General features: G+C 44.6%; 17 protein-coding genes. 9 read left to right on the top strand and 8 right to left on the bottom strand.

What is annotated here, in order from left to right; all coding sequences use genetic code 11:
* Positions 1–127: 127 nt before the first annotated feature.
* A complete protein-coding gene (locus AB4623_RS11845) occupies positions 128–1,759 on the bottom strand; it encodes an NAD(P)/FAD-dependent oxidoreductase (RefSeq protein ID WP_372146445.1) in 1,632 nt (543 codons plus the stop codon).
* Positions 1,760–2,012: 253 nt separating this feature from the next.
* Here AB4623_RS11845 and fdxA point away from each other — a divergent pair, with 253 nt between their 5' ends.
* Entirely contained in the window at positions 2,013–2,336 is a 324-nt protein-coding gene (gene fdxA, locus AB4623_RS11840) for a ferredoxin FdxA (protein ID WP_004737806.1), read from the top strand.
* 97 nt (positions 2,337–2,433) lie between these two features.
* On the opposite strand, the gene AB4623_RS11835 is transcribed toward fdxA, so the two are convergent.
* The 3 genes from AB4623_RS11835 to AB4623_RS11825 form a co-directional block, all read right to left on the bottom strand.
* A complete protein-coding gene (locus AB4623_RS11835) occupies positions 2,434–3,168 on the bottom strand; it encodes an RNA methyltransferase (protein ID WP_065584752.1) in 735 nt (244 codons plus the stop codon).
* A gap of 175 nt (positions 3,169–3,343) precedes the next feature.
* Positions 3,344–4,396 (bottom strand): aldo/keto reductase, encoded by a 1,053-nt coding sequence (locus tag AB4623_RS11830; RefSeq protein ID WP_032545660.1) that lies wholly within the window; start codon positions 4,394–4,396, stop codon positions 3,344–3,346.
* A 373-nt stretch (positions 4,397–4,769) separates the two neighbouring features.
* Complete coding sequence (locus AB4623_RS11825) at positions 4,770–4,916, bottom strand: hypothetical protein (protein WP_017059486.1); 147 nt, start codon at positions 4,914–4,916, stop codon at positions 4,770–4,772.
* Between the two features lie 348 nt (positions 4,917–5,264).
* On the opposite strand from AB4623_RS11825, the gene pepT reads away from it, so the two are divergent.
* The 3 genes from pepT (at position 5,265) to AB4623_RS11810 (ending at position 8,003) form a co-directional block, all read left to right on the top strand.
* Complete coding sequence (gene pepT / locus AB4623_RS11820) at positions 5,265–6,497, top strand: peptidase T (RefSeq protein WP_372058160.1); 1,233 nt, start codon at positions 5,265–5,267, stop codon at positions 6,495–6,497.
* A 76-nt stretch (positions 6,498–6,573) separates the two neighbouring features.
* The gene (locus AB4623_RS11815) at positions 6,574–7,041 is read left to right on the top strand and encodes a DM13 domain-containing protein (RefSeq protein WP_372052339.1); all 468 of its coding nucleotides are present in this window, start codon (positions 6,574–6,576) and stop codon (positions 7,039–7,041) included.
* 119 nt (positions 7,042–7,160) lie between these two features.
* Entirely contained in the window at positions 7,161–8,003 is an 843-nt protein-coding gene (locus AB4623_RS11810) for a mechanosensitive ion channel family protein (protein ID WP_372111480.1), read from the top strand.
* Positions 8,004–8,133: 130 nt separating this feature from the next.
* On the opposite strand, the gene AB4623_RS11805 is transcribed toward AB4623_RS11810, so the two are convergent.
* Positions 8,134–8,577, bottom strand: coding sequence for a dCMP deaminase family protein (locus tag AB4623_RS11805; RefSeq protein WP_004737813.1), 444 nt, complete (start codon positions 8,575–8,577; stop codon positions 8,134–8,136).
* Positions 8,578–8,836: 259 nt separating this feature from the next.
* Between AB4623_RS11805 and AB4623_RS11800 the strand changes: the two genes are divergently transcribed.
* From AB4623_RS11800 to AB4623_RS11790, 3 genes are all read left to right on the top strand, one after another.
* Positions 8,837–9,973 carry an efflux RND transporter periplasmic adaptor subunit gene (locus AB4623_RS11800; protein WP_372146443.1) on the top strand — a complete coding sequence of 379 codons (1,137 nt, stop codon included), beginning with the start codon at positions 8,837–8,839 and terminating at the stop codon, positions 9,971–9,973.
* Positions 9,974–9,984: 11 nt separating this feature from the next.
* Positions 9,985–13,137: an efflux RND transporter permease subunit gene (locus AB4623_RS11795; protein ID WP_372146441.1), complete on the top strand. Its 3,153-nt coding sequence runs from the start codon at positions 9,985–9,987 to the stop codon at positions 13,135–13,137.
* 334 nt (positions 13,138–13,471) lie between these two features.
* Entirely contained in the window at positions 13,472–14,158 is a 687-nt protein-coding gene (locus AB4623_RS11790; RefSeq protein WP_017059493.1) for a MaoC family dehydratase, read from the top strand.
* A 91-nt stretch (positions 14,159–14,249) separates the two neighbouring features.
* Here AB4623_RS11790 and AB4623_RS11785 read toward each other — a convergent pair whose 3' ends face one another.
* The gene (locus tag AB4623_RS11785; RefSeq protein WP_017068410.1) at positions 14,250–15,065 is read right to left on the bottom strand and encodes a phosphate ABC transporter substrate-binding protein; all 816 of its coding nucleotides are present in this window, start codon (positions 15,063–15,065) and stop codon (positions 14,250–14,252) included.
* A gap of 253 nt (positions 15,066–15,318) precedes the next feature.
* Between AB4623_RS11785 and AB4623_RS11780 the strand changes: the two genes are divergently transcribed.
* Positions 15,319–15,681 (top strand): DUF3024 domain-containing protein, encoded by a 363-nt coding sequence (locus AB4623_RS11780; protein WP_017059495.1) that lies wholly within the window; start codon positions 15,319–15,321, stop codon positions 15,679–15,681.
* A gap of 184 nt (positions 15,682–15,865) precedes the next feature.
* On the opposite strand, the gene AB4623_RS11775 is transcribed toward AB4623_RS11780, so the two are convergent.
* Positions 15,866–16,696 carry a helix-turn-helix domain-containing protein gene (locus AB4623_RS11775; protein WP_372146439.1) on the bottom strand — a complete coding sequence of 277 codons (831 nt, stop codon included), beginning with the start codon at positions 16,694–16,696 and terminating at the stop codon, positions 15,866–15,868.
* Between the two features lie 188 nt (positions 16,697–16,884).
* Positions 16,885–18,891 carry an exoribonuclease II gene (gene rnb / locus AB4623_RS11770; RefSeq protein WP_017059497.1) on the bottom strand — a complete coding sequence of 669 codons (2,007 nt, stop codon included), beginning with the start codon at positions 18,889–18,891 and terminating at the stop codon, positions 16,885–16,887.
* 309 nt (positions 18,892–19,200) lie between these two features.
* On the opposite strand from rnb, the gene AB4623_RS11765 reads away from it, so the two are divergent.
* Positions 19,201–21,270: a DEAD/DEAH box helicase gene (locus AB4623_RS11765; RefSeq protein WP_080582207.1), complete on the top strand. Its 2,070-nt coding sequence runs from the start codon at positions 19,201–19,203 to the stop codon at positions 21,268–21,270.
* The last annotated feature ends 611 nt before the right edge of the window (positions 21,271–21,881 follow it).

The following is a 21,881-nucleotide window of genomic DNA, read 5'->3' as shown; positions in this document are numbered from 1 at the left end:
ATGGCTGCATTCTACCATGTTGCTTGCTCACCGCTAGTCACATGCACATAAAAAAATCCAGTGTCGACAAGACACTGGATTTTCAGTTTTGGGTGTTCGCTATTTAGCTTGGGTTTATCGAAAGCGTTTAAGCGATCTCAATCTTCTCTGCTTGGTTCTGTTCTACCATTGACAGTGCAAGTGCTTCCGCAACCTTAATACCATCGATACCAGCAGACAGGATGCCGCCTGCGTAGCCTGCGCCTTCACCTGCAGGGAAGAAGCCCTTAAGGTTGATGCTTTGGTAGTCTTTACCACGCTTGATACATACAGGAGAAGACGTACGAGTCTCAACACCTGTTAGTAGGCCGTCTGGTGTAGAGAAACCTTTGATTTTCTTCTCGAACGCTGGGATTGCTTCACGAATCGCTTCGATAGCAAAATCAGGCAGCGCTTTTGAAATGTCTGTTAGATGGATACCCGGTGTGAAAGACGGTTGTACTTCACCGATTGCACTTGGATCGCGACCTTTCAGGAAGTCACCGATTTTCTGTGCAGGTGCATCGTAGTTTTCGCCGCCAAGAACATAAGCACCGCTTTCTAGTTCACGTTGTAAACGGATACCAGCCAGTGCGTCACCTGGGTAATCGCGTTCTGGGTCGATACCAACTACGATCGCGCTGTTTGCGTTACGCTCTGCACGAGAGTATTGGCTCATGCCGTTTGTTACTACGCGGCCTTCTTCAGACGTTGCAGCAACCACAGTACCACCTGGGCACATACAGAAGCTGTATACAGTGCGGCCATTCTTACAGTGGTGAACCAGCTTGTAGTCCGCCGCACCTAGAATTGGGTTGCCTGCGTTTTTACCGAAGCGAGCTTCATCAATCATTGATTGCTTGTGTTCGATACGGAAACCAACAGAGAAAGGCTTCGCTTCCATGTAAACGCCACGGTCGTGTAGCATTTCGAATGTGTCACGAGCACTGTGACCAACAGCCAGTACTACGTGGCGAGATTTGATCTCTTCGCCGTTAGAAAGTGTTAGACCAGTGATTTGGCCATCTTCCATGTGAACGTCGTCTACGCGAGTGCTGAAACGGATTTCGCCACCGAGTTCAATGATAGAAGCACGCATTTTCTCGATCATGGTAACCAGTTTAAAGGTACCGATGTGCGGCTTACTTACGTATAGAATTTCTTCTGGTGCACCCGCAGCAACGAACTCTTCAATTACTTTACGGCCGTAGTGCTTTGGATCTTTAACTTGGCTGTACAGCTTACCGTCAGAGAAAGTACCTGCGCCGCCTTCACCAAACTGTACGTTTGATTCTGTGTTCAGCGTACGCTTACGCCAGAAACCAAAGGTATCTTTCGTACGCTCACGAACTTCTTTACCACGCTCAACGATGATTGGGTTGAAACCCATTTGAGCAAGCACTAGGCCAGCGAACAAACCACAAGGGCCAAAGCCGATAACCACAGGGCGTTCAGTTTGGTTTTCAACGGCTTTAGCAACAAACTTGTACTCCATATCAGGAGTTACTTTTACGTGCGGGTCGCTAATGAATTGTTCCAACAACTCAACTTCGTTTTCAACGAGAACGTCAAGCGTGTAGATAAGTAAGATCTTTGATTTCTTACGAGCATCGTAGCCACGTTTAAAGATATTAAAAGAGAGTACCTGATCAGAGTTAATACCAAGTTTCGCTTCAATAGCGTCTTGAATAGCAGACTCTTCATGGTCTAGTGGGAGTTTAATTTCGGTTAAACGTATCATTTCGATGTCTCGTTTTTATAGGTGTCTTAGCTAGATCGTTTCTTAATACAGAGTTTGATGGAAACGCTGATGTTCAAAGAAGCGATAAGCTCACAATGGCGCGCATTTTACGAGAAATTGATTTATCTGTCATACTAATTTGGAAACATGGAGCAAATAGACACGATATTAGAGCCGTATGATGTTGAATTTTGCTTTGGGATGAGTATTATCCCCATTCTTCAATTTTGACTAACTTATAGAGCAGAGCATCATGGCATTTGTCGTAGGCGATAATTGTATTCAATGTAAATACACAGACTGTGTGGCAGTGTGTCCCGCAGATGCGTTCCATGAAGGCCCAAACTTCATGGTAATTAACCCGATCGAATGTATCGATTGTGGTTTATGTGTACCTGAATGTGATGCTCAAGCGATCTTCCAAGAAGATGAACTGCCTGAAGATCAAAAGATTTTCATTGAAGTGAACGCAGAACTTGCTGAGATTTGGCCTGTGCAAACAGAAGTAAAACCAGCGATGGATGATGCGGAAAAGTGGAATGGTGTGCCTGATAAGTTGGCAATGCTAGAAAAGTAATTGTTGAAAAGAACTCAAATAAAAAGGCGTACTGATTTAATCAATACGCCTTTTTTAATATTTGAACATTGTCGACTGGATCGTTAGCTTATGAGACCTAGCTGTGCTGACGACGCATGTTGTCGAGAATGATGCCAGTCGCCATTGCAACGTTCAAAGACTCTGCGCCACCGAATGCTGGAATCGTAATCTTATCTGTCACGTATTTAGCGGCGTGTTCACGAATACCGTGAGACTCGCTGCCCATCAGCAAAATGCCATTTGCAGTGAAGTCAGTCTTATGAACACTTTCGCCTTCCAAAAATGCACCGTAAACCGGTAGATTCGCTTGCTCTAAGTAAGCTGGTAAGTCAGTTTGACTTACGTGTACTCGGCCAAAGCTGCCCATAGTCGCGCTGATAGTTTTAGGGTTGTATGGGTCTGCGCAATCACTGCTCGCAACGATATGCTTGATGCCATACCAGTCTGCTACGCGAATAATCGTACCTAGGTTGCCAGGGTCTGAAACGCCATCAAGTGCAATCATCAGTCCTGTCGCTTCTGGTAGTTCAAACGTTGGGATCTCAACAACCGCAATCGCTGCATTGTTACTTACCAAAGTGCTCGCTTTGGTTAGGTCATCCAGTGAGGCTTCAACACAATCAAACTCAATCAGTGATGCGTGATTTTCAGATAAGAAATCAGCGGTAGCAAAGACGTTCTTCACGACTAAGTCACTATTGAACAGCTCAAGAACGTTCTTTTCACCTTGAACTAGAAACAGGCCGTGGGCTTTACGTTGTTTCTTTTGGCCCAAAGCACGAAGGAGTTTTAATTGGTTTTTTGAAATCATGTTTTTATCCTAGATATAAGCCCGCGCATTATAGAGCAAAGGTTAGCGAACCAAAAGCGTGATGACTCAATGCGATCTACATAAAAAGCAAAAGCAACTCACTTAAAAAAGAAAAGCGCACTAAATAGCGCGCTCTTATGGGATTTACTCACCTAAGTTAAGCTGAACTGACAGCCTAATACGGAGCAGGATAGCGTTTAAATACTGTGTTGATATCAGTCAGGATCTCTTCTGATAGCGGTTTACTAAAAGCGGCTACGTTCTCTTTTAATTGCTCCATGGTCGTTGCACCGATGATGGTGGACGTCACCCCATCAACTTGATTACACCATGCCAATGCCAGTTGGCTCGGAGTAAATCCATGAGCGTTTGCTACTTCAACATAGCCTTTAACCGCTTCGTTGGCAGATTCAGTGTCACGGAAAATGCCTTTACGTTGCATGTAAGTCCAACGGCTGCCTTCCGGTCTTGCGCCATCAATGTACTTTCCACTCAACATGCCTGCAGCTAAAGGTGACCATGGCAGGTAAGCTACATCTTCATGCACACAGTTCTCAATCAGATATGGCCAGTCTTTTGCGTGCAGCAAGCTAAATTCATTCTGAATCGAAACCATACGTGGCAAATCGTGTTTCTCGCTCAGCTTGAGGTATGTGTTAATGCCCCAAGTAGAATCATCTGAAAGCCCGACATGGCGAATTTTCCCCGCCTTAATGCAGCTTGCCAGTGCTTGTAGGATTTCCAACATCTCAGCTTCATGCTGCTTTCGGTCAATATCACTGAATCGAATGTGATTCGGGAAATGCTTACCAAAGTGAGGCGTTGTACGATTTGGCCAATGAAGTTGGTAAAGGTCGATATAGTCTGTTTGTAGGCGTTTTAATGATGCGTCAACGGCTGCGATCACCGCTTCACCCGTTATCGGGCCGCCATCTCGAACCCAAGGAAGCCCTGGCCCGGCAATTTTGCTCGCAATGATCAACTCTTGTCGACGCTGTGGGTTACGCGATAACCAGTTACCAATGATCGCTTCTGTTTTTCCGTAGGTATCTGGAGAAGGTGGAACCGCGTACATCTCTGCAGTATCGATAAAGTTAATACCTTGGCTTAATGCGTATTCGATCTGTTGGTCGGCTTGCTGCTGCGTATTTTGTAGCCCCCAAGTCATGCTGCCAAGACAGATACGGGAAACGGGAATTTGACTACTTCCTAGCTTTGAATATTCCATTGAATTCGGGGTTCCTGTGGTTAGGTTCTCTGGTACTCGCATTATAGTTTTGAAAAGAGGGCGAGTGAGGAATGAAAACGAATATGAATTATTAGCACAAAATGACACGACAAGGTATGGCATCGGGGAGTTTAGTGAGTCATTTCTCAGCGCTGCAAGCTAGTGTGTGCAATGCGTGAAAATACATTCGCGAGAAACTATGAGCCAATTGGTGATCGAGAAGTGAAGAACAACAAGCAATGAGCGAAGGTTTAATGTTCAGCTTGTTTGGGAGTGGGGGAGAGGAGAACAGATCAAAAATAAAAAAAAGCTCTACCGGATAGAGCGTAGAGCTTTTTTATAGGGGTCTTAATAGTGCTAGGTATTCATTGAGTTACGAGGTCGCGTTTGTGTCTAATCCACCCTGGATCTGCGCCTGTCTTAGAGCTTCCTGCCTTTGAACTTCTTTCTCAGTTAATACTGGTCGAAGCGTTTCCTCAGAGGCTTGAGGAGAGAAAATGAAATATTTATTAATCGTCATAACTGTGTCTCCGTGTAACGTATGACAGATTCTGCATCAAGGATAAATTGTGATCATCATCCACTTTGTACTTTTGTTAGGCTGAGAGCGGAGGGCGTAGAATGCGTACAAAGCGATCTCTTATCATCCGTATGCAATGTTGAACTGACGAAACCCTCTGTTTTCAAGTATAGGAAGCGCATCTAATTTCGCACAATAATGATTTAGAGCAATTACATACATGGTCAGGGGCGTAAGATGAAAACCCTCGCTACTGACTCTGTGCTCGTATTTATTTAACGATGTATCACTTATCGACATAATAATTAAGTCAGTAAATCAATTACTTAATCCATGGTGAGATGAATTATGGAAAAGCTTGTAGAACGTTTTCTGAATTACGTTACTTTTGATACCAAATCCGATCCTTCTAATCAGCAATGCCCAAGTTCACCGGGTCAAATTACCTTTGCTGAAGCCTTAAAGTTAGAATTGGTGGCATTAGACTTAGTTGATGTGTCTTTAGATGACAATGGATACTTGATGGCGAAACTGCCGTCGAATGTCGATTACGATGTGCCTGCGATTGGCTTTGTGGCGCACATGGATACCGCTCCTGACGCATCAGGCGCCAACGTGAAACCACAAGTGATTAAAGATTACCGAGGTGGAACGATTGAATTAGGGGAAAGTGGCGAGAGTTTGAACCCAAGCCAGTATCCAGATCTTGATTCTTTACATGGTCACGACCTGATTACGACTGACGGCACAACTCTGCTTGGTGCCGACAACAAAGCGGGCATCGCTGAAATCATCAGTGCAATTGCTTACCTGAAAGCGAATCCAGACATCAAACACGGCGACATCTGCATTGGTTTCACGCCAGATGAAGAGATTGGTCGCGGTGCGAACCTGTTTGACGTTGAAAAATTTGGCGCCGAGTGGGCGTACACCATCGATGGTGGCCCAGTAGGGGAGTTGGAATTTGAGAACTTCAATGCCACGAGCGCCGATGTTATCTGTCATGGCGTGAACGTTCACCCGGGCACCGCAAAAGATAAAATGGTGAACTCGATGAACATTGCAGCGCAATTCCAATTGATGATGCCTGCGCAAGAAACACCAGAGTGCACAGAAGGTTATGAAGGCTTCTACCACCTGAAATCGGCGGAAATGGGTGTGGCTCGCTCTGAACTGGGATACATCATCCGTGATTTTGAACGTGAGGGTGTAGAAGCGCGTAAAGCATTCATGCAGCAGAAAGTCGATGAGCTGAATGAGCGCCTTGAGAAAGGCCGTGTTGAGCTGGTGCTAACCGATAGCTACTTCAACATGAAAGAGATGGTTGAACCGCATCAACATATTATTGAATTGGCCAAGCAGGCGATGATTGAGTGCAATGTCGAGCCAATGGTTAAACCAATCCGAGGTGGTACAGACGGTGCTCGTTTATCTTTCATGGGGCTACCATGTCCGAATATCTTTACTGGTGGCTACAACTTCCACGGTATTCATGAGTTCATTACCATTCAAGGCATGGAACAGGCGGTTAAAGTGATTGTTGAACTGTCACAACGCACAGCCGTTCACTACCAAAAATAGCGGCCTTTAGCACGATATCTCTTTGTTTTTTTGAGAGTATTCAATAATACTCTCTTTAAGCATAAGGGAGTACGCAATGAAAAAGTTAGTTTTACTTTGCACCCACTTAGCCGTGGGTGCTTTTGGTTTTGGGCTGGGTGTTTACGCATTACCTATCTTGATTGAGCCTGATTCTCCTTCCTCAAGTTCTGTTGAAGCGATCAGTGAGCAGGCTATCTACACGGGTGAGTTCACTAAAGATCGACAAGACAGTGACTTCTTGCACTGGGGAGAAGGTATCGTTTCTGTGTCTGAAAGTGCGATCGCTTTTGAAGGTGAATTGGCGCCGGGGCCTGATTACAAGGTCTACCTCTCACCTAAGTTCATTGAAACCGAGCAAGCTTTCAATGACAGCAAGAGCGAGTTACTGAGAGTCGGAGATGTGAAAACATTCGACCGTTTTATGGTTGAGCTTCCCGAAGGTACTGATCTTAATCGATTTAATACGGTTGTGATTTGGTGTGAAACTTTTGGTCAATTTATTACTTCTGCCAAGATAAAATGATAGCCTTAGCTAGGCTAATACCAGATTGTAAACGAGCGCTCAGGAGTTGAGCGCTTTTTCATAGCGAAGTCTCCGCTAATCGTTGTAAAGCTCGTCGTTGTAATGCTAAGGAATAAGTAATGGAAAAAGTGTGGCAAGTAATTGATTTTCTACTCGCTCATAAGTTTATTTTTAGTGCGTTGATTATCACTATTATTTTAATCATTCGCCGAATCACCTTATCTCAAATAAGAGGTGATGTTGCTTTGCTTAGTGAAGACCAACGTAACTGGATGTCACGAACCAAAAACGGCACATTCGCGATTATTGTTGTAACGTTATTTGTGTTGTGGAAATCCGAAATCAGCGAGTTTGCGCTATCTGTCACGGCCATTGCTGTTGCGATAGTAGTGGCTTCAAAAGAGATCATTTTGTGTTTCACCGGTTCTATTCAGCGTGCGAGTTCTCGCTCATTTAGAATCGGCGACTGGATCGAAGTGGGTAAAATAAGCGGTGAGGTGATTGAGCACAATTTGATGGCGACTGTGATTCAAGAAATCGATTTGTATCATGGGCAATATCACTTCACTGGTAAGACAGCCACGCTGCCTAATAGTATGTTCTTCACCTATCCGGTAAAGAACCTCAACTTTATGAAGCGCTATGTTTATCATAACTTTTTTGTGACGGTGAAAGACTTTGTAAACCTATACCCTATGGTGCCGGGTCTTATTGTGAAAATTGAAGAGCATTGCGAAGAGTTTATCGATGTTGCTCGCCGTTACAACGGTGTGATCGAAAAGCACGCTGGTGTTGACCTTCCGGGTTCTGAGCCTCACATCCATATCACAAGCAGTTCGACAGGTGAGCAAGAAGTCCATTTTATGATTTTCTGTCCAACCGAGAAGGCGGTTCATCTAGAGCAAGAGATTCGTAAAGACTTTATGGAAGCGTACGCGGAAGCATTCCCAACGAGCGCTTAGTTTGCTCATCAGTTTACAGTGACCAAGCTATAGTCTCTAAACTATAGCGTCCAAACTATAAGTCCAAACATAAGAAAGCCGAGAGCGATACTATCGACTCTCGGCTTTTTTGTTCTTGCTATTTGTTAGCTTAATCTAGGTCAGCGAGTGGTAACCAATCCACTTGTACACCAGCTTGCTCAAACATATCTTGGCTAACTTTAATCTTGTCGCCCCAGCGAGAAAGGAAATCCTCACTTTGCTCTGGGCAATGTACTGCTGAAATACCTGTTTGGATGATTTTTGCTGCACAGTTTGGACAAGGGAAATGAGTCACCCAGATTTCACAGCTGTCCAAATCACGCTTGGCGAATAAGATCGCATTTTCTTCAGCGTGAAGTGTCTTGAGGTACTTCATCTCTCTGTCATCAGTATCCGCACTATCAGACACGCCATGTGGGTAGCCATTAAAACCAACAGAAACAATGCGGTTGTGCTTAGTGATTACGGCGCCGACTTGAGTTGAAGGATCTTTACTCCAAGAACCGACCAATTCCGCCATTTGATAGAAACGTTTAGCCCATTTTGAAATCATGAGAATTCCTTAACAATTAAATGTGAATGCTTATCTGTCTGACAATACATTATGTTAGACAATATCCATAGAGAACAAAAGCTGAGAGATTGATTTACTTAGGAATTGTAGCGTGTTTGTAATCACTTTATAAGCACTTGGTTTCAATTAACATATTGATACACTTTGGCCAGTTATAATTGATATTCCTCGGACAATGGTAACAGAGGTGTTACGTAAATTTTATGCTGTTCAAATACTAATAAGTGACGGTATAACCATGCGTAAAAAGTTGATCCTTACTGCTCTTGCAAGCTCTCTTATTCTTGCTGGATGTGGGCAAGATGCTCAGAATGCCAAGCAAGCGCCTTTACCTCTCGTAGCTGTACAGGATGTTAGCGTCGTTTCTCACCAACAAAGTAAGTCGTACATCGGTCGTATTGAAGCCGTTGAAGACACGGCAATTACTGCACAAGTTTCTGGCTACCTGCAAAGCCGCCATTTCAAAGAAGGCCAAATGGTCGAGAAGGGGCAATTGCTTTATTCGATTGAACCTTCTTCGTTTGAAGCCGAAGTAGCAAGCGCAAAAGCGTCTGTTGCTCAAGCGAACGCGAACCTTAAAAAAGCTGAGCTTGATTTTAATCGTGGTAAAAACCTACTTCCGAAAGGCAGTATCTCTCAATCTGAATTCGATGCATTAACCGCAAACTTGTTAGGTTCTCAAGCACAGCTTGAAGCAAGCCAAGCACAGCTTAATGCTGCGAATGTTCAGCTTTCTCATACCAAAATCATCGCGCCTTTCTCTGGCCGTATTAGCGATACCAAAGTGAGCACGGGTGATCTGGTTTCGCCGTCTTCAGGTGTACTGACGACTTTGGTTAGCCTAGACCCAATCCACGCATCGTTCAGCATCAGTGAGCGAGAGCGTATTGAGCTGGGTATGGATCGCATCGAAGGCGATGGCAGCAGCGACTCTGCAGGTGTTGAAGTTCAGATCATGCTTGAGAACGGTGAAGCGTTCGAACATCTAGGTCAGCTTGACTTCTTGGGCAACCGTATCAACCTTAATACTGGTACGATCGCGATGCGTGCGATTGCTGATAACCCGAATCAGCAACTACTTCCAGGCCAACACGTTCGCGTTGATCTACGTGAAAAACAACCTATTGATGTTGTGACTATTCCTCGTCGTGCAGTGCAAACCGACCTCGAAGGCGACTTCGTGATGGTATTAGTTGAAGGAGAAGCCGAACCCGTTGCTGAGCGCAGAAACATCGAGATGGGTCGTCAGGTTGAAGGTGGTGTGATTGTTCATTCCGGTCTGGAGAAGAATGACACAGTGATCACTCAAGGCTTACAGCGTGTGCGTAATGGTATGTCCGTTCGCATTCAACCTGCTGCTGAAAAAGCTGAGTAAGGGGCTTATTTATGTTGAGTCGTTTCTTTATTCAAAGGCCCAAGTTTGCCCTTGTCATATCCATAATCTTAACGCTGGCGGGTGCGATTTCTCTCGCTATCTTGCCAGTGGCGGAATATCCAAAAATCAGCCCGCCTTCTGTAAGTGTTACCGCATTCTACACAGGTGCAAGTGCTGAAGTAGTAGAACAGGCGATAGCCGACCCCATAGAAACGTCGGTTAACGGCGTTGAAGATATGATCTACATGTCTTCTAAAAGCGCTAACGATGGTTCATACAACCTTAATGTGACCTTTGATGTTGGTACTGACCCAGATATGGCTCAGGTCAACGTTCAGAACCGAGTTGCTCAAATCGAATCGAAGCTTCCGCAAGAAGTTCGAATGGTGGGTGTCACCGTTAAAAAGCGTTCACCAGACCTTTTGATGGTATTGAACTTCTATTCGCCAAACGGTGAGTACGACGATCAATTCTTGATCAACTACGTTAACCTAAACATTAAAGACCAACTGGCTCGTGTGAAGGGCATCAGTGAAGTTAACGTGTTGGGTGGTGGTGAATACGCGATGCGTGTTTGGTTAGATCCTGAGAAAATGGCTAACCTCAATATCACCACTTCAGACGTGAATCGCGCGTTGGCAGAGCAGAACGTTCAAGTTGCTGCAGGCCGTATTGGTGCTGCACCTTATAACAACGCACAAGAAGTGCAGTTCAACTTGGTAACAAAAGGCCGATTAGAAACAGCTGATGAGTTTGAAAATGTTGTTCTTCGTGCAACTCAAGACGGTTCAACGGTTTACTTAAAAGACATTGCACGTGTTGAGCTTGGTAAAAAGTTCTACGACGGTAATGGTAAATACCGTGGTCAAGATGCGTCGATCGTAACGCTGTCACTTCAATCAGACGCTAACGCGCTGGAAAGTGGCAAAGCTGTGATGGCGATGCTGGAAAACTTAAGCAAGAACTTCCCAGAAGGCGTGGCGTATGAAGCAAGTTACGACACTACACTGTTTGTTGCTGAGTCGATCAAAGGGGTAGTAAAGACCTTAATCGAAGCCATCTTGCTGGTTATTGCGGTAACGTACCTGTTCTTGGGTAGTGCGCGTGCAACCTTGATTCCTGTAGTTGCGATTCCGGTATCTTTGATTGGTACGTTTGCCATCATGCAGATGACGGGTTTCACTATCAACACGGTAACCCTGTTTGGTTTGATACTAGCGATTGGTATCGTAGTAGATGATGCGATCTTGGTTATCGAGAACGTTGATACCACAATGGCTAAAGACCCAACCATTTCACCGCGTAAAGCCACGCTTATTGCGATGAAAGAAGTAACGGGGCCGATCATTACGTCGACCTTGGTTCTACTTGCGGTATTCATCCCTGTTGCAATGCTTCCTGGTATTACTGGCATCATGTACCGTCAGTTCGCTCTGACTATCTGTATCGCGGTTGTTATCTCTTCAATTAACGCATTAACGCTATCACCTGCATTGTGTTCACTGGTTCTTAAGCAGGGTGGTGGTAACACGGCGCGTTGGTACCAAGCATTTAACCGTGGTCTAGAGTCTGTTACTAACAAATACGGTCAAGTGGCTGGCTTCTTAGTTAAGAAAGGCGTTCTGCTGTTCACTTTCTTCTTTGTGGCTTTGGCGGCTGTGACTTATTTTGCGAAGACAACGTCTACGGCGTTTGTACCTCAAGAAGATAAAGGCATTTTGCTGGTTAACGTTCAGCTTCCTGACGCGGCATCCTTGTCTCGAACCGAAGAAGTGACTAAGCAGCTGCTTGAAATGGTTGAACAAGAGCCGGGTGTTGATGGCGTAACACTGGTTAACGGCTACGCATTTATGACGGGCGCTTCTGCGTCGAATGGTGCGTCAATGTTCATCAAGCTTCACGATTGGGACATGCGTAATGCACTGGATGGTCAACACTCTGCTCAGGCTATCTCACAGCGTATTAATGGTCGTGCTGCGACTGAACTTCCTCAAGCTGTCGTGTTTGCGATGGGGCCTCCAGCAGTACCGGGTATGGGTGCAGCGTCTGGTTTTGAATTCGTTCTTGAAGATACATTAGGTCGTAGCCGAACTGATCTAGCGATGGTTATGAATGACGTGATTGCAGAGGCCGCTAAACAGCCCGAGATTTCACATACATTCAGTACCTTCCGTGCCAATGTACCGCACTACTATGTCGACATTGACCGTGAGAAAGCGCAGCAACTTGGTATTCCGTTGTCGGAAATCTTCCAAACACTACAAGGTAACTTAGGTTCTCTGTACGTGAATGATTTCACCATGTTTGGTAAAAACTTCCGCGTAACCATGCAAGCTGACAGTGAACACCGTAGCAGCATGGATGACCTACAACGATTCCACGTTCGTTCGTCTAATGGCGAGATGATCCCGTTAAGCACATTGGTGACTTACGACCAGATCTTCGAACCAGATGTAGCATGGCGTTACAACATGTACCGCAGTGCCGTGATTCAAGGTCAACCTGCAGAAGGTTACTCAAGTGGTGATGCGATTGCGGCAATGGAACGCGTAGCTGCAGAAGTATTGCCTCAGGGGTATCAGTACGAATGGACAGGCATGGCTTACCAAGAAGTACTAGCAGGTAACCAAGCGATCTTTGCTTTCGCACTGGCTCTGATCTTCATCTACCTGTTTATGGTGGCTCAATACGAGAGTTGGACAATTCCGATTGCGATTATCCTCGTGGTACCTGTCGCAACCTTAGGCTCCTTCTTGGCATTGAATCTAACGGGCACTCCGCTGAACCTTTATGCACAAATAGGTTTGGTTCTCTTGATAGCCTTGGCCGCGAAGAACGCAATCTTGATTGTGGAATTCGCAAAGGTAGAGCGTGAAGAGAAAGACGCACCGATTGAAGATGCGGCGGTGAAGGGCGGTACTTTACGTTTCCGTGCTGTGAACATGACGTCTTGGTCGTTCATCTTAGGTATCTTCCCGCTTATCTTTGCTGCGGGCGCAGGTCACGTGAGTCAGAACTCTTTGGGTATTTCACTGATCGGCGGCCTGTTATGTGTGTTACTGGCGGGTACGTTCCTAATCCCTGGCTTCTACGCATTCGTGCAACGTAAGCGTGAGAAAGCACACGGTGGTAATACCAAGCTGGTTCCGCTTGATGACGAATAGAGGATTGAGTGTCTTGTAAGATTCGTCTCTTACAAGACCAACCCTCGGAAAACTAATTCCTTGTAAAAACTAAGGTTTAGCATTGCGCTAAGCCTTTTTTTATTCCACTTATGAATAAAAACGCCTTTTATATAAACAAATGTTTGTCATGTGATAGAGCTAACACTCTAATTTGGGTTTTGTAATAAAATGATGTTTTATTGGTAAGTATATGTTTAATATGATTTTAAAAAGGTTCAGCTAACGGTTGTATGCTCGAAAACATTTGCACAATAGTGTGAAGTGTTTCAAAATTACGAAGTTATATTGAAATTTTTTGTGCATTGAGGTTCTTATGAAAGTCATTGATTTATTTAAACACCGAGGCGATAGCATGTCTTCGCAACACTCAGAGTTTATGCAATGGATGTCTCCAGCTCTTAGAGATTACTGGGGCGACTTTCTTAATCGTACGCAAAATAGCCATTTCTTTGCGTGGGTTCGTGATCACCACAAACCTGCTGTCAATGAAGATGCACCAGAGATGCCGGTGGAACAGCCGATCGTACTTAAGCCAGAAGCACAACTTGTGTTTGATGAGCTTAATCAACAGATCGGTGAAGTCATCCATACTGGCGACTGGATCAATGTAAGTCAAGACCGTATTAACCAGTTCGGCCTTGTTACTGAAGATATGCAGTGGATTCACACTGAGCCTGAAAAAGCGGAAACAGACTCTCCGTTCAAAACAACCATCGCACATGGTTTTTTAACTTTATCTCTGCTTCCTCGATTGACTGACAGTGTTGACCCTGACAAGTCTCAATTCCCAACAGCGAAGATGGTCGTAAACATTGGTCTTAACCAAGTACGTTTCCCATACCCTGTTAAATCGGGCAGTAATGTTCGTGCTAAAAGTACGCTAACAAAAGTAACGCCAATTAAGAAAGGCCTAGAGATTGAACGCGAAATTCGCGTCGAAATCGAAGGTATTCGTCGTCCTGGCGCTGTGATCGTTTCAGTGATTCAACTTCACTTCTAAGTGGTTTGTAAAGAAGCGATTTATAAAGATTCAAAAAAAGAGAGAGCATAGTGCTCTCTCTTTTTGTTTACATTAGATAAAACTATCCCACTTATTTAATGCGAGTGTAGCCGTACTCTTCGATAAGTTCTTGCCCTTGCTTTGACTTCACGAACTTGATGAAGTCTTTGCTCTCGTCAGAAACTGAGTCTGTCTTGTGCAGCAACAAGAATGGGCGAGCCAATTCATAGCTGTGGTTAGCAATGTTCTTAGATGTTGGCTCTACGCCTTCAAATGTAATTGCTTTAATCGAACGGTCGATTGAACCAACAGAGATAAAACCAATCGCGTGTGGGTTATGGTTAACAATCGTTTTAACCATGCTGTTGCTGTTTACAACCAAGTTATTTGGGTTGATGTCAGACACTAGACGGTCATTAATGATCTTCGTTAAACCAAGCAAGCTTTCGAAGCTATAGCGTGAGCCAGAAGACGCTTCGCGAGTGACAACTGCGATAGGCTGATCTGCGCCACCCACAGCTTTCCAGTTCGTGATTTTGCCTTTGTAGATATCGAACAGCTGCTCACGTGTAACGTTGCTTACAGCGTTTGAGCGGTTAGTTACTACAGCTAGGCCGTCAAAGGCAATTGGAAATACCTTCAACTTCTCGTCTTGTTCGCGGTCGGTTAAATAACGCGAGCTCATACCGATGTCAGAGACACCTTTATTAACCATGGTAATACCTGCTGTAGAACCAATGCCCTGAACCGCAATATAGTTATCAGGGTGAGTCTTGTTGTACTCCTCAGCTAATACATCCATCACTCGTGATACTGAAGTGGAGCCCGAAATAGTGGTTTCTTGTGCTAAAGCAGCATGAGAAGACAGGGCTAAGGATAAAAGAGAGGCAAGCGCGACTCGTAACATAAACAACTCCTAGTTAATAACATTTGTCGCATATGATAGGTCGGTTATATGACACTTTTGTGAAATTCCATACTCTCGATGTATAGCTGTTCGCTTGATGAGTCGTAGCTTTCTGGGTTTCCGAAAGCAAGATTCGTTTCTGGGAGCAGGGCAGGTATTTTGATTACGCTTGTTCGCTAAAATGTTTGTTGAGTCCTAAGCTAAGTAGAGGAATTCACTACTTAGAAGTTTCTATGAAGTTACAAGGGGTGTTATGTCCGTCATTCATATCGAGCTGAATCGTCTTTTAATTGGGGCCGAGAGGCTCTGTACATCTCGAAATCGAAGTTTACCTGTCGAGCTAGGCAAATCCCTATATGAAGAGTGTGAGGGTGGTGTGCTGTTTTCTCAGGCGCATTATCTACTCGACTCATCTCACAGTGATTATACAAACGAGATCGTCTGCGTGACTTTTGATGAGTCGCTGTCTTGTTGGTTAGTGATGGTGCCGCTTGAAGGGGATGTCGAAACCGACTCTGTGAATTGGGGGCCGTATCCGTACCTTCCTAAATCGAAGGATCTTGATGCTATTTTGGCGGAAATAGAAAAAGACCCTAAATCGTACTTCTGGTCATAGTCACTCTGTTTTCACGTTTGCTGGTGGCCTGCTCGCAAAGCTGAATCAATGAGTATCAAAACTCAACCACTGAATCCCAAAGCCAAATCATCTCATCCCACACCCAAGTGGCTTAATATTGAAGCCACTTGGTTTACACCAGTTCCCAACTAAGACGTCCACATCAATCTATCGCTTTGTTTCTTTAAACTTGCGGCTTTACGCTCTGCAGTTGTGCTTGTGCCACTAGCGATCGGAAGTCTTTTGGTGTTTTTCCGTGATACGTTTTAAAGGCCGTGCTGAAGTGAGCGGCACTTTTAAAGCCTGACTCATACGCGATTTGAGTGATCGACTTATCCGATGTTCTTAGCTGAGTGGCTGCATGAGCAATACGTTTTATCTTTAATAAGTTTGAGAACGACAGATCTTCAGCCGATAAGCGACGTTTAAGCGTAGCCGGTGACATTCCCATGTAACTGGCGAGCGTATCCAAAGAGATATTGTTTTCAATGTTTTGCTCGATGTAATGAATGACTCTTTGGGTCACGGTTAACCTTGAAGCTCGAGCAATAATAGCCAATAGAGCTGGGTACTGTTCCACCATCAAAGACAGCAAACTTAAGCCTAATTGAGTGAGTGCGTAGTCATTCTGAGAAGAAGAGTTGGCCAGTGACATGATGAGATCTTTCAACTGACAGAGCTCAGTATCCGTTTGATTGAACTTAATGTACTTGTCTGGGATTCGAGTGGACTCTAAATCGCTGAACTGATTAATGAACTTTTGAAAGATAGCCAAATCAAAATCTAAGCAGGTTGCGCTGAATTCGCCATTTTCAGTGTTAACCGTGATGTCTTTAATCTGACCAGAATTGTAAAGGGTGAAATCTCCCGCTTGCAACGAGGCTTGAGTACCATTGGGCAACACAAAAGAAATGCTGCCTTTCGACACTATAAAGATACCGTTTTTAGAGGCAGGATAACGTTCTCGTCTCCTGGGAATGAAGTTTCTGAACTGAGTAACTGTGATTGATGACATAGTGAGCTTCTTTGACGTTGTAAATTGATTGCTTATTGATTGTTTTTTTTAAGTATTGTTTAAGCATGAGACATTTACAAAAAAGGCGCTAATAATTAGCGCCTTTAGAAGTGAACCTTTGAAGCTTTTGACCTTGATAGCTTTGACCTTGAAAGCCGTAACCTTGAAAGCTGTAGCTGTTAAAGCCTTTAAGCTTCGGTTTCGTTTGTCGTTTCAGGCTCGCTAGGCAAGTCCGCAAATACTTGAGTAGGTTTTGCTACTAAGTTACGGTTTTCCTGATTAACTTCAGAGAGAACTACTTCTAAAACGTCTCCCAGTTTGTATACCATTTCTTTATCGATAGATACAGTACCCATATCACCGTTGCACTCTATTCTTTCTTTATTATTAAGAATGAGAGATCCAGGGATAAATGCAGCAGCACCATTTTCAAGTAAACGTACACGCATACCTGCACGGTTAATATCGAAAATCTCAGCTTGGAAACGAGTTTCTTCTGCTGGAGCATTGGCTAGAGTGCGAGCATACAACCAATCGCCAACATTACGCTCAGCCATGCCGTGGTGACGGCGGTGCAGGGCAAGTTCATCACCGATAGTTTCATCTGGTGTTTGAATTGGCGCTTTACCTAAGATGTGTGCTTTAAGCATACGGTGGTTAATCATGTCGCCATATTTACGAATTGGAGAAGTCCAAGTTGCGTAAATATCTAATCCCATCGCGTAGTGCGGTGCAGGCTCATTGCTGATCTCGCTATACGCTTGGAATTTACGAATACGGTTGTCGTAGTAGCTGTTATCTAAAGAACCTAACCAACGACGTAGAGTAGCAAAACCTTCTAGAGAAATGATTTGCTCTTCAGTGAACGGCGTTTCCGCTTGCGGGTTTACCAGTTCAAGAACGTCGGAGATTTTCTCAGCCTTGAAACCAGAATGGCAGTTAAACACACCTTGGTTGAAGCTCTCTTTTAGTACTCGGCCCGCACAGATGTTCGCGCTGATCATTGATTCTTCAACCAGCTTGTTTGCGCTACGACGCATGTCAGCGTGTATAGCGACAACATCGTTATCTTCGCTCAGTTCAAAGCGGTAGTCAGGGCGATCTGGGAACACAACAGCGTTTGCTGAGCGCCATGCTGAACGTGCTTGAGCAAATTGGTGAAGATCAGAAACAATTGCAGCAATCTCTTCTGATGGTTGCCATTTCTCTGATGCACCTGTTTCTAGCCAGTCTGATACGTTGTCGTAAGCAAGACGAGCATGAGATTTGATGTTTGCAGCGAAGAAGTTAATGTCATCACCGATAACGCCATCTTTAGATACCGTTACTGTGCAGCAAAGTGCAGGACGAACTTCGTTCTCGATCAGTGAACATAGGTTGTCAGCAAGATCACGAGGCAACATTGGGATGTTGCGACCAGGAAGGTAGATAGTGAAACCGCGCTCGCGTGCCACTTTATCCATCGCATCATCTGGAGAGATGTAAGCCGTTGGATCAGCAATTGCGATAGTCAGTTCAAAATCACCGTTCTCTTTCTTCTTCGCGTAAAGCGCGTCATCCATATCTTTTGTGCTTTCGCCATCGATAGTCACAAAAGGGACGTGCGTCATGTCTACACGTTCAAGATCGGCGTCATCGTTGATTAGCCAGTTGTCGATGCCTTCAGGCTCGCTGTTTGGTAGATCGTTTTGTGCCAGCGTTACCCACCAAGGTGCAATCTTGTCGTCAGCGTCTGTGATTTTCTCAGAGATCTGAGCCAAGAAACCATTGTCACCTTTTAATGGGTGTTGAACGATATGAGCAACAACCCAGTCACCTTCTTTAAGCGTTTCAGGGTTTAGACCCTTCATTGCTTTCGCTTTAAGTTGCAGTTTTTTGAGCTGCGGGTGATCAGGAACAACGTTCAATCGGCCTTTGAAAAGCTTAACTCGTGCAATAAAGCGAGTAAGACCTTGTTCAACCAATTCCTCAGGCTCTGCTACTTCGCGCTCTTTCTCTGTGCGAATGATGGCAATCACCTTGTCACCGTGCACACATTTCTTCATGTACGGAGGCGGGATAAAGAAGCTTGTTTTGCTATCAACTTCGAGAAAACCAAAACCTTTTTCAGTGGCTTTGATGGTACCTTCCTTTTTAGGGAGGGTTTCTTGGATTTGCTGCTTGAGCTGAGCGAGTAGAGGATTATCTTGAAACATTTTGACTTTTATCTATCGAGGACAATTGAGCACACTATAATCATTGCGAGGCTTGATTACTACTTAAAGGCGAAGTGAGCGTTAATTAATTGCCCTCTTATTTAACTAGGTCAATTTGCTAGGAGATGGGTGCTGTGACGAGATATTCATCAAGTTTTGACGATATGATAACCAGTATTGATGTAAAAGCGAAAAATATGTGATGTATTTCAATTTTTTCTGGATTTTTTTATGCATTTAGGGAATAATCCGCCTCCCTTAGACGTCCCTAATGGCTTGAAGTGTTTTATTACTGCTTCGTAACTCTGAATGGAATCAGTATCTGATTGGATCAGTATTGGAATTGATAGAGCTCCCGGGACCTTTTGTTTACTTATATATAGTGGGATCCCAATGTCCGAATCTGTAATTCAATTTAATGAATTAGCCCTAAACGATAACATTCTTTCAGCTCTTGATAGCATGGGTTTCGTTTCTCCGACTCCAATCCAAGCAGCAGCTATTCCTCTTCTTCTTGAAGGCCGTGACGCACTAGGTAAAGCACAGACTGGTACTGGTAAAACAGCAGCATTCTCTCTGCCTTTACTTAACAAAATCAACCTGAACCAACACAAACCACAAGCAATCATCATGGCTCCTACTCGTGAGCTAGCGATTCAAGTTGCTGCGGAAATCAAAAACCTTGGCCGTGATATCAAAGGTCTTAAAGTTATTGAAATCTACGGTGGTGCTTCAATTGTTGACCAAATGCGTGCTCTAAGCCGCGGTGCTCACATTGTTGTTGGTACTCCAGGTCGTGTTAAAGACTTACTAACTCGTGACCGTCTACACCTAGATGAAGCACACACATTTGTTCTTGATGAAGCAGATGAAATGCTGAAAATGGGCTTCGTAGATGACGTTACTTGGATCCTAGAGCAAGCTCCAGAATCTGCACAACGTGTACTTTTCTCTGCAACTATGCCTCCAATGGTTAAGACTATTGTTGACCGTTACCTACGTAACCCGGCTAAAGTTGACGTTGCTGGTACTAACCACACAGTTGATAAAGTAGCGCAGAACTTCTGGGTTGTTAAAGGCGTAGAAAAAGACGAAGCAATGTCTCGTCTTCTAGAAACCGAAGAAACTGACGCGTCAATCGTATTCGTACGTACTCGTCAAGACACTGAGCGTCTAGCTGATTGGCTATCTGCACGTGGCTTCAAAGCTGCTGCACTGCACGGTGATATTCCTCAGTCTCTACGTGAGCGTACTGTTGATCACATCAAACAAGGTGTTATCGACATCCTAGTTGCAACTGACGTTGTAGCTCGTGGTCTTGATGTTCCACGTATCACTCACGTATTCAACTACGACATCCCATTCGATGTTGAATCTTACATCCACCGTATTGGTCGTACTGGCCGTGCTGGACGTAAAGGTAAAGCGATCCTACTAGTTCGCACTAACCAAATTCGCATGCTTCGCACAATCGAGCGTGTAACTAAGTCTCAAATGGAAGAAATCCAACTTCCTCTACGTGACCAAGTTGCTGCTGCACGTGTTGCTAAGCTTGGCGCTGAACTTGAAACTGAGAAAGAAAGCAAAGCACTAGAAAACTTTGCAGGTCTTATCTCTACTCTTCAAGAGTCTCTAGAAGTTGATGCTGCTACTCTAGCTGCAATGCTTCTTAAGCGTCAGCAAGGTAAGAGCCCACTATTCTACGTTGGCGAAGACCCAATGATCGCTGCTATTGAGCGTGATAAGAACCGTCGCAAAGAGCGTCGTGAAGATCGTGACAACGGCCGTGACGGTGGTGGTCGCAACTTCAATACTCAAGATTGGGATACTTACCAACTACAAGTTGGCCGTGAGCAAGGCGTTCAGGTTAAAGACATCGTTGGCGCACTAGCAAACGAACTTGGCCTAACTAAAGGTTCTATCGGTGCTATCAAGCTAGACCAAGGTTCTACTTACGTTCAACTGCCAAAAGCAATGAACTCTGAAACTGCTGGAAAGCTAAGCAAACTTCGCATTCGTCAAAAAGAAGCTGGCGCTGTAGTTGTTGATTTCAATGACTTCCGTGAGCCTCGTCGTGGCGGCGGCGGTCGTGATGGCAACCGTGGTGGCAACCGTGGCGGTCGTGATGGTGGCGGCTACCGTGGTAACCGTGAAGGCGGCAACCGCGAAGGTGGTAACCGTGAAGGCGGTCGTGGTGGATACCGTGGCAACCGTGATGGTGCTCGCGATGGTAACTCTGCTGGCGGACGTGATGGCGAACGTCGTTTCGACCGTAACCGTGGTGGCGATCACCGTGGTAACTTCCGTGGCGAACGTGGCCATGGTAACGGCAATGGCGGTGGTAACCGTGGTCGTCGTCCAGAGCGCAACGAAGGTTAATCAACCTGTCGCTTAGACGCTTTAGGTCTAGACACTGAATTTAAAAGCCGAGCGTAATGCTCGGCTTTTTTGTGCCTGCTATTTGAACTTAAGCTTTGGTTGGCTCGATATTCGTAGCTAACTTACTTTAATCAAGCTTCGTTCCTGTAACTATGCTTCGTCCATGAAACTAAGCATCGCGCCTAGAACGAATGTTAGTGCCAAAACTTAGCTGTAAGCCTATACCAAAAGAACGTGCTACAAGATGCTGAAACAAAGAGTGAAGGCTATCTAAGCGTCGTTACAGTGCATCTATTCGTAGAGTTGTGCTCGAAGGCAATCAAAATAAGATCAGATCACTATTCTCAACTTCAGTGAGCTTTTTGATGCAAACACTGAGCAATTGAGAAATCGAGCAAAAAGTTATCGGTAATGATAAGCAGACGAAAGGGAAGGGTGGTTGTTTTTCAAGCGGATCACCTGCATTTGTTCGAGTCGCTTTAATTAACTGAATCAAGTTAAAAATAACGTGAGCACTCGTTTGCGTCACCTGTTCATTAATTTTCTTATTCAACTATTTTTTAATTCCGCTCTCGAAATAAATAATTTAATGACCAAGATCAACTTAATTG

The organism is Vibrio sp. 10N.222.52.C12 (genome assembly GCF_041474215.1).
GTDB classification, from domain to species: domain Bacteria; phylum Pseudomonadota; class Gammaproteobacteria; order Enterobacterales; family Vibrionaceae; genus Vibrio; species Vibrio crassostreae_C.
Note: the sequence above shows the minus strand (reverse complement) of the source record. Positions and strands in the feature narration are given on the sequence as shown.